This is a genomic window from uncultured Fretibacterium sp., from assembly GCF_938030725.1.
Classification (GTDB): domain Bacteria; phylum Synergistota; class Synergistia; order Synergistales; family Aminobacteriaceae; genus Fretibacterium.
Genome location: NZ_CALHIQ010000093.1, coordinates 1 through 9,486, shown reverse-complemented (window position 1 = coordinate 9,486; position 9,486 = coordinate 1). Strand labels below are relative to the sequence as shown.

The window sequence follows — 9,486 nt, the reverse complement described above, 5'->3', positions numbered from 1 at the left end:
CGAGCTTCTGGCATAGTAGATTGAAACATAAAGCTCCTCCCCCCTCCGAGTGACATTGTATCACTGCCTGAGAACACGGGTTTTCCGCCGCCGTCGTCGTCCGCGGTCATTCCTCGTCCCGTTCCTTGAGGCGTACCGTTGGAATCTTGGACAGGCGCGAGAAGGTTGAAACCGGCAACTGCGGCGTCTCCCCGGCTCCCTGCGCCTTCGCGGAGCGCTTCGCCGCCTCCGCCGCGACCCGGTTCTCCGACACGATGACGTCCCAGAGCTCCTTGCGCCAGATCTGCGTCGCCTGAGGCGCCGTGATCCCCAGCCTCACCACGTCGCCCCGGACGTCGATCACCATCACCTCGACGTCCGTCCCGATCTGTATGGACTCGTTGATGCGTCGGCTCAGGACCAGCATCAGCCCCGTCCTCCCGCGGCCGCGGCCTGACTCCGCATCCTCGCGCGCACGTCGTCGGGGAAGACGGCGTGGCGAATAGGGTACTCCTCGTTGAGCGCGATGACCTGCACGGCCTTGCGCGTCTTGAGGTTCAGCAGAATGGGCGCCCTCAGGTTCGCCGTCATGTTCCACGGCGCGCCCTCCGGAATGGACACCACGATCAGAAGGGCCAGGTCGGCGGGGTCCATGGAGCCCACCAGCTCCAGCTCGTCCTCCGGGATGCGCGCATTATAATCCGGGCGCACCGCGTCCGGCGTCGTCACCGGCAACGCCAGAGCCAAATCCTCCAGGTTCTGAAGCCACTTGATGGCGTTGTCCTCGCTTCCCACCAATATCCAGCGATGCCGGTCCTCAAAGGCCGGAATACCCCTGGGAAACGTCAGGATGTCCTCGTCCCTGTAGGAGACCTCGCCAAACCGTTCCGTCGCTATCGTCGTTGCTGACATCTCTATCCTCTTTATCCTCATATTTTCACGCCAGCCACGAAAAGCCAGCAAAACAGGGCGGACAAGACCTTGACCGCCCTGCACCTTCCAACGCGGCCCTGTAAAGACCGTCGGTCCGTCGTTTCGGCACTATTATACACGAGGGGGCGCTGACACCGCCAAAAGCCGCAGGGGACGAACGCCCCTGCGGCTTGCAGGACCTAGCGAATGAAGTCCAGCAGGCTGGGCTGGATCAGCTGAGCGATGACGGCGAGGTTCGACTGGTAGACGTAGTTGGCCATCATGAGCTGCGTCGCGATCTCCGCCGGGTCCACCGTCGCAAGTTTGTCGTGGGTTTCCGTCAGCATCGTGTTCTCCGTCGTCAAGCGGTCCATGTTGGCCTTGTAACGGTTCTGCATGGCGCCATTGGAGGAGAGCACGCTCAGGACGTTGTCGATGAAGGCGTCGATGCGCGGCAGCATGACCTCGCTCAGGCTGGTTCGGTTCCCGGCCCGCACCGCCGCAGTGACGTCGCCGAACATCTCGTAGCCGTTCTGCATCTTCTCGTTGGCGCCGCTGCGGTTCGTCGTGTTCTGCACGAAGATCCCCTGGGGTTTGCGGTCGTTGGCCTTATCGTCCAACCTATACCCGCCCCGATAATAGGTCCCAACCTCACTGGCAGTCCCGCCAAAGAAGTCCTTCGTCCGATCTCCCACCGCCCCCGCCGGAGTGCCGTCCGCTTTCACCTTCGTGACCTCGGCCTTGATCGAGTAGCCCCGCGGGGACCACAGCACGAGATGGCCCTCCTCGTTCAGCTCCGCCCTGACGTCGCAGTCCTGCATACGGGCGTTAATGGTGGCCACCAGGTCCTTCGCGTCCATCTTTCCGTTCCCGTTCACGTCGCGCATCGCCGTCATGTCGATGGTGTGCGTGTATCCGGCCACGGTGATCGAGAAGACGCTCCCCTCCGTCTCCCCCAGTGACCACTCCATGCCGCTGACGTCTTTGCTGCCCTGGATGCCCGTGCTGAGGCCGAGGTGTTCCTCCGCGATCGTCCCCTTGACGTCGATGACGTTGACCGCCGAGCCGTCCTTTGCGGCGATGGAGAGGATGGGATAATCGCCGCTCTGCCGCCCCGTCTGCCCCAAGTGCGCGTCGAAGTAGTTGGCGTAGAGCCAATCCTTCGCCTGGGAGCGCAGCCGGTCCATGACGTCCTTCACCGTGTCGTTCTCCGACACGTCGATGGTCACGCTGTGCCCCAGGCTCTCAAAGCGCAGGACGCCGGACTTCCCAAACTTTTCCCCGTCCTTCATCGGGGTCGCGGTCTTCGCCAGGTTGGCCGAAACGCCGCCGTGGATGCCGAGCTGGGCCGCGATGCCCCCTGCGTAGTCCGACCAGGCGGGGTCGGAGAAGGGCAGGTCCACCACCGAGAAGGGCTCACCCGACAGGAAGTGGATGGAGGCGGAGTGTGGGATCTCCGCGCCGTTTTTGTCCACCGGCACGGTGAGCCCCATGACGTTCGAGCCCTCCTGGGCGTTCACCTGGTTCACGATCTCCCGCATCACCTTCACCCGATCGACCTCGCCGGTGGCGGGGTTCACGACGGCCTTCTTCGTGATGTTGACGTCGTAGGTTTTGCCGCAGTTCATCTGAACGCGCACCTTCACCCCCAGCTCGTCGTCCACGCAGGGGGCCTCTGGGAAGGCAATGCTCTTCACCCCCATGTCGGGGGTCGTGCGGAGTGACGTGGACAGCCCCATTTCGTCGGCGTAGTGCTGGTCGTTCATGTCCAGGAACAGGACCTGCTCGCCCTTCAGCCCGCGAATGACGAGGCGCTGTGTGGCCTCCTCCCGGTTGTAGCTGGTGCCAAGCCCCGACTCCGTGCTGTCCTCGCTGCGGTGGTCCTTGTTGTACACGTCCACCGTCACGTCGAGCCAGCCCGCGCCGGCGTTTCGGATGCGGGCAGCCAGGTCGTCCATCGTGTACTCTCCGGGGTTCAGGGTGATGTCTGCCGTGTGCCCGCCGCTCATCACGCGCCAGTGCAGCGGCTTTCCGGCCTCGACCTTCAGGACCCTGCCGTTCTTGAACTCCACGCTCTTCAGGGCTGTCTCCATCCCCAGGACGTCGAACACGTCCATGTGGCTGTGATCGACGGGGCGCGTCTGCGGCTTGGAGGCGATGACCCCCCGCTGCTCCCCCGTCTCGGCGTTCTCAGCGAAGGTGAAGTCGAAGAGCGCCAGCGCCCCTCCAGCCCCCGTGAGGGTGAGGGAGGGATAGTGCAGGGACTCCGCCGCGGCGTTCGTGGACAGATTGTCTGCATGCAGATCGCCGACGCGCTTCGCCACGGCCACCAGCTGGTCCGCGTCGGCAGAGGTTCTTGAGTAGACGCCCTCGATGGCGTTGAGCTTCTCTGCGACGTCCGCCAGGGTGTCGCCCTCGTTGACGTAGACCGTCACCGGCAGCTTATCCCCCACCTTGACGGCGAGGGAGCTGGTGGAGCTCTTCACCGGCCCCGCCGTGCCGAACAACTGCTGGACGCCTCCCGCAGCACCATGGTCCTTCACCGTCACCTGCCCGCGGGAGGACTGGAGCACCAGGCGTCCTGCGACGACGGAGGCTACGGGCACGTCGCCGGCGTCCACCGGGATCTTCTTATTGATCTCCGCCACCAGGTCCGAGATGGAGCGTTTTCCGGCAAACGCGAAGTCGTAGTCCTTGCCGTCCACGGTGACGGTGATGCCCTTGCCCAGTGAGTCGTCACGCCAGCCCAGGACGCTGATCTTCCCCATGAGGCCGCTGTACTTCGCGGCCTCGCTCCGGCGCGCCGCGCCGAAGAGCTGCTCCGCCGCCGTGCCGTCCACGCGGATGGATTTGCCGTCCGCGGAGGTCAGCACCAGTTTCCCGTTCCTGGTGGAGGCCGTGACGCCGGCGGGGAGATTGCCTGCCGCATTCAGCTTCGCGGTCAGCGCGTCCACGCTTGCAGCGTCCGCCGCCGCAAAGGTGCAGGTCTTTTCCTCCTTGGTCCCGTCCTTCGCGATCGTGACGACGGTCAGCATCTTGTCCTTCAGCCCCGTCAGGGAGATGTCCGATGTACCGCCCAGCATGGAGGCGTTCCAGTTCGGGGTCTCCACCGTCACCCCTCCTCCAGCCGTCGTCCCGGTCTTCTTGAACTGAATGCCGGCGATGGACTGCGGCATGGGCATGTAGTCCGTGGTGGACCAGCCGGTGATGCCCACCTTCTCGCCCGTGTGGCTCTTGATGACCATCTGCTGGCGGCCCGAGGCCAGGTCCTTCTCCACCGACGCCCGGACCAGCATGTCCGCCCCCTGCTCCTCCAGGGAGCGGTTGACGAGCGCCGCCAGGTCGTCCAAGCTGATGCCCGACACTTCGTCCGGGTCGCGGAACTGGTTGTAGTCCGTTGGCTTCGTCTTCCCCGTCGCCACCTCGTCGATCCAGCGCTCCGGGATGAAGACGGAGATCGTCCGGTTCCCGACGGTGATCTGGACCTTCTCCTCACGCCCCTTCCACTGCCAGTCCAGCGGCACGTAGTGGCTACATATGAAGTAGGCCTTCTCGTTGTTCGGGAGCACCTCGCTGCCCGTGAAGGAGACGTCCCCCGTCAGGACGTTCGAAAGCGCGTACTTGATGCGCTCGTCCGTGCCGCGGTAGGTCAGGCTGCCGTCCGCGTTGAGCACGAAGGGGGCCTCCCCCGTGCTCGTGCCGCCAAAAAGGTACTGCCCCGCGACCTTGGTGTTCAGGGCATCCAGGATGGTCTGTCGGTTGGCCTCGATCTGCTTTGCGATGATCTCGCGATCGCTCTTGCTCAGCGCGCCATCTCCCGCCTGGATCACCAGGGTCCGGATGGCCTTCGCCGCGTTCAGGACCTGATCCAGCGCGCCCTCCGCGTGCTTCAGGAGCGCCACCGCGTTCTCGCCGTTCTCCTTGTAGTCGTCGTTGGCCGCAATGGCGGATTGCAGCTCAAGGGCACGGGAGATGGCCGAGGGGTTCTCGGACAGGTTGGAGTACTTCTTTAGGGTCGCCAACTGCTTTTGGAGGTTTTGAATGTTCCTGTAGTTGCCCTGTAGCGAACTCAAAAGAGTTGCGTAGGAGCCCATGCTCGTCGCTCGGCTGTACATGTCCTTACCTCACCTCTCCTGACGACTAACGGCCCACCAGACCGAAGCCGTTGATGATCGCGTTCAGCATTTCGTCCAAGGTGGTCACGTAGCGCGACATGGCCCCGAAGCAGCGGTTGAGGGTGATCATGTCCATGAGCTCCTCATCCAGATTCACGCCGGACACCGCCTCACGCTGCAGGCCGATCTGTTCGGCCAGGCTGTCCTGCGCGGTGCTCATCAGCTGTGCGTGCGCCGCCTTGGAGCCGACCTGGGAAAGCATTGCGTCGTAGACGCCCCTGATGGTCATCGTGCCGCCCTTGAGGGCCCGCGCGGAGGCCAGGTCCGCCATGCGCAGGGCGTTGCTCCCGTCGCCCGACCCGCCACTGATGCCGCTCGCGGCGATCCCCGCAGCGTTCTTTCGGCCCATCGCCGCGCCGATCAGGGCATTGTCCGCCACCACGGCGTCGTTGACGGAAAGGTTTGAAGCCGCCTTGGTCCGCGTGCTGAGGGGTTTGAAGAAGGCGACCCCCGTCGTCGTGATGTCGCCGCCGATGCCGTACCCGGAATACTGATAGGCGTTGACGTGGTTCACCAGCCCCCAGGTCAGCTCATTTAGCTGCGCCTGGAGGTTGGGGATGATCCCGTCCCTGGCTTCTTCAAGGGCCTTGATCGTGCCGTTCCGGACGTGGTGGCGCACGGTGATGGCCGTGCTGCCGGCGTGCTTCAGGTTGAACCACATGCCCTCCTCCACCTGGACGAGCTTCGACGCGCTGTAGTCGCTGCTCCCTCCCGACGCGGGGATGCGCCTCGCCTCCTTGAACCGATTGTCCGAGGAGAGGTACCGCACGCCGTTGAAGGTGAAGGAGGCGTCCTCCGCCACCGTGCTGATGGCCGCAACCTCGCGGTAGACGGGCGTTTTGTCCGCAGCGCTGACCGTGCCGATCTGTTCGAGGCGCATCAGCCCCAGCCGCCGCAGGACCTGGTCGTTCCCGTCCACCCCCCCCATCAGCGTGATGCGCTGGGCCTCGCCCGGCACGTCCGAGGCGATCGTCAGGTACCAGGACTGGTCCGCGTCCTGCTTCAGCGAAGCGTGCACCCAGTCCTCCGGCGCGGTGAGCCCCAGCTCCGCCTGATACTTCTCGTTGATCTTGTTGCGGATCGTGGTGAGGGTGTCCGTCTCCTCCACGTCGATGGTGACCACCGGCGCCTTGTTGACGATGCCCATCCGCTTCGCCAGGCTGCCCTCCACGTCGCTGATGGAGATCAGGCGGTGGTCCTTCGACTCGACGTAGAACTGCGTGGCTGTGCCTCCGGCCGGCCCCGACACGACGGTGAGCCCGGATATCCCGGCGCTGGGCAGCGCCTGGTTCATAAAGCCCGTCAACTCCGCGACGGTCAGCGCGCCCGAGGCGCTGACCGCGGGGTAGGGCGAGGGTATCGTCCGGGTCGTCTTTGCTCCGGACGCGAACACGTCGCTCGTCAGCTCCCACCTTTTGGAAGTATCGTTCCAGGACGCGGTGATGTCCACCTGATCGTCCGCCACGCCGATGCGGAACGTGTGCCGATCCCCCGGCTTGCCGGGGCCGATGATCTCCCCCGCCTTCAAGCCCTCGGCGTCGTTGGTCCGGAAGATGCCCGACGTGACGCGCATGCCCTGGGTCCCCACCTGAATGCGGAAGGAGCCCTTGATGCCGAGGGGCTCCGTGGGGGACATGGGGCGGCTCCGCATCCGGGTTTCGCCCTTCTTCACCACCTGGACCGGCGATAGCATCCCAAGCGTCCCACCCACGTCCCGAACCTCCAGCGAACGGGTCCAGCCTTCCGCGTCGCTGCCCGCCTCGATGCGGAGGGACGTGGGCGGCGTGACGCCGTCCGGCAGCTGCACGACCTTCAGTCCGGAATTGTTCAGGTCGGGGTTCGCCGCGATGACGTCGTTCAAAAATTCGCCCAGCTCTTTAACGGTCAGCTCCGCATCGCCCGAATCGCTGTTCGCGCCCAACGCGGCTCCGTCAGAGTCCGTTGCCTTCAGGGTCCATTTCGAGTTCGCCGCATCCCAGGCGATGTCAACGGTGAAGCTGACGGGCGTCCCGTCCGTCTTCGTCGTTCGGATGGTGATGCTCCGCGTCCTCGCCTGGTCCGATGCTTTGTCCAGCATGACGCCGTCCTTAAAGCTGGAGGTGGTCACGGCCCGCGTGTCGAGGCAGAGGGGGTCGCCGCCGCCCAGGGCCCACTCCTTGCCGTTCGCGAGGCGGTCGACGGTGAGCTGGTGCACCCCTTCAGGCCCCGTGGCCAGGACGTCGGCGACGTAACAGTTCTCCACGATGTCGAACTCGTTCTCCGCCACCTGGACGTCGTAGTAGACCTGCCCGTCCCACTGGAAGGCGTGCGCTCTCAGCTCGCGGACGTGGTCGCCCTGGATGAGGGCGCGTCCGTTCAACGTCAGGAAGAACTCGCCGTTCACTTCGCCATACCGCAGGGGTTCCTGTGTGGTGACGTCCAGCATCTCGGACAGTTTGTCGAGGAGCAGGTCCCGCTGGTCCATCAGGTCGTTGGCGTTCTGGTCCAGCGCCTCGGCCTTGTATATCTGCTTGTTGAGGGCGGCGATCTTGTGCAGCATCTGGTTTGCGTCCTGAACTGCGGTCAGGACCTGCTGATTCAGGTTCTTCGCGTACGTCTCAAACCCGGTGACGATCGTGTCCAACACCCCGCCGATGGACCGGGCCGACTCCACGAGGCTGCGCCGCGCGGCGGCGTCCTCCGGCTTCTGCTGCAACGTCCGCATGGCGGCGTAGAACGTGTCCATCGCAGCACTGAGCCCCTTGTTCTTCGGCTCAGGAATGTAGTTTTGCAGGTTCTGGTAGACGGCGTTGATCGTGTCCCAATACCCCTTGGTGGCCAGGTTGGAGCGGTACTGAAAGTCGAGGAACTGGTCCCGGATGCGGACGATCTCGTCGGCCTTCATCCCCTGGCCAACCTGCCCAACGCCCGGAAGGTCCATGGGCTGCACCGTGGAATAGAGCACCCTCTGGCGGGAATACCCCTCCGTCCTCATGTTGGAGACGTTGTGTCCCACGGTCTGCATACCGAGCCTGTAGGCGTTCAGCGCCCTCTTCCCCATCTCGATTCCCGAAAAAGCGTTGAGCATCTTCTACCCCCTGAAATCCGCCGCTCCCGCGTCCGCGGCGCCCTCCCCCATGAGACGGCGCCACTCCGACAGCAGCATCGCCGTATACCGTTTATTTTGCTCGATCAGCCCGCTCAGGATCGCCATCTCGGATTTCAGCACGAACACGGACTGGGTCAGCCGGTCCGCCGCGCCGTTGAACAGGGCGCGCTCGGCCTCCTCCATGGGCACAGCCAGGGACTCCGCGCAGGGCTCGCAGCCGAACTGCGCCGCCAGCCTCTTCGCCCTGTCGCTCCGCCGGAGCTCCTGGGTCTGCACGTCGAAGACGACCTCATGCATCTCCCTCATCAGGCCGTCCATCTCCTCCGCGTCCCCGACCTTCACGGCCTCGCGCTGATCCCGAACGACGTCCACCAGGTCGTCGATCGCGTCCGCTTCCTCCAAGACCGCGCTGATCAGAGCCTCAACCTCGCCGCGCACCGGCTCGCCCCCCGCTAGCGGACGTTCAGCAGCCCCGCCACGAGCAGGGAGTGGGCCACCTGGTCCAGCGGCGGGACGTAGGTCCCCGCCTCCACCTGCTCCTTATAGGCCGCGACGACGTCCTCCCGGACGTCCGGAACGTTCTTCAGCTCCGCGTCGATGCGGGCCAGCTCCACAGAGAACGAGCTGAAGTCCGCCTCGTCCGAGCCGACGGACGTGCCGCCCGCGCCGGTCCTCCGCCGCGCCTTCTTCGCGTTCGGCGCGTCGAAGCCGAACTGCCCGTATATCCTTCCTATCAAAGGGAACACGCTCCTTTCCGTCCTTCCCCGTTCGCGTTCACCCGTCCGCCAGGGCGTCCATGCCCTGTCTGCACCCGGACGGCCTCATTCCGGGTAGAGTATCGGAACTTTCTCCCCCGCCCTTTACCCGCCGGCCCATCATCCGGCGCTTCCCGCGGCGACGAAGGCGCCCAGCACGGAGGCCCCCGCCGCCTCGCAGGCCCGCGCAAGGCAGGCCAGGGTCGCCCCCGTCGTGCACACGTCGTCCACCAGAACCACGCGGGCCCCGCGGACGCGGGGGAAAACCTCAAAGGCCTCCGGGCGCAGCGACAGCCGCTCCGCCCGGCTCAGCCCCGTCCGGGGCGCCAGGGCGACCGCCCAGCGGGCCGCCTCCTCCGCCCTGACGCCCCAGGCCCTCCCCAGACCCTTCGCGATCTCAAAGGCCTGGTTGTACCCCCGCCGGCTTCCCCGGTGCAGGGGCACGGGGAGCAGGAGGTCCGCGGCCGGGGCCTCCCAGAGGGCGGCCATCCCCTCCCCCAGCCGGCGCCCCAGCGCGCGGAAGCCCCCGTACTTCAGGCCGAGGATCACGCGGCTGACGCCGCCCTCGTAGAGGGCG

General features: G+C 65.4%; 7 protein-coding genes. All 7 read right to left on the bottom strand.

Annotated features, from left to right (window positions below):
* Window positions 1-106: 106 nt before the first annotated feature.
* On the bottom strand, window positions 107-406 hold the full coding sequence (gene csrA / locus Q0629_RS05875; protein ID WP_298780125.1) for a carbon storage regulator CsrA: 300 nt from the start codon (window positions 404-406) through the stop codon (window positions 107-109).
* Window positions 406-891, bottom strand: a complete 486-nt coding sequence (locus Q0629_RS05870; protein WP_298780122.1) for a flagellar assembly protein FliW — start codon at window positions 889-891, stop codon at window positions 406-408. Before Q0629_RS05870 ends, csrA begins: the two co-directional genes overlap by 1 nt.
* A 200-nt stretch (window positions 892-1,091) precedes the next feature.
* Window positions 1,092-5,006, bottom strand: coding sequence for a flagellar hook-associated protein FlgL (flgL, locus tag Q0629_RS05865; RefSeq protein WP_298780119.1), 3,915 nt, complete (start codon window positions 5,004-5,006; stop codon window positions 1,092-1,094).
* A 25-nt stretch (window positions 5,007-5,031) separates the two neighbouring features.
* A complete protein-coding gene (flgK, locus tag Q0629_RS05860) occupies window positions 5,032-8,133 on the bottom strand; it encodes a flagellar hook-associated protein FlgK (protein WP_298780117.1) in 3,102 nt (1,033 codons plus the stop codon).
* Window positions 8,134-8,136: 3 nt separating this feature from the next.
* Complete coding sequence (gene flgN, locus Q0629_RS05855) at window positions 8,137-8,592, bottom strand: flagellar export chaperone FlgN (RefSeq protein WP_298780115.1); 456 nt, start codon at window positions 8,590-8,592, stop codon at window positions 8,137-8,139.
* Window positions 8,593-8,606: 14 nt separating this feature from the next.
* Window positions 8,607-8,900 (bottom strand): flagellar biosynthesis anti-sigma factor FlgM, encoded by a 294-nt coding sequence (locus Q0629_RS05850; RefSeq protein ID WP_298780114.1) that lies wholly within the window; start codon window positions 8,898-8,900, stop codon window positions 8,607-8,609.
* 129 nt (window positions 8,901-9,029) lie between these two features.
* Window positions 9,030-9,486, bottom strand: a 457-nt coding sequence (locus Q0629_RS05845; protein ID WP_298780112.1) for a phosphoribosyltransferase family protein, incomplete at its 5' end; no start/stop codon positions are given.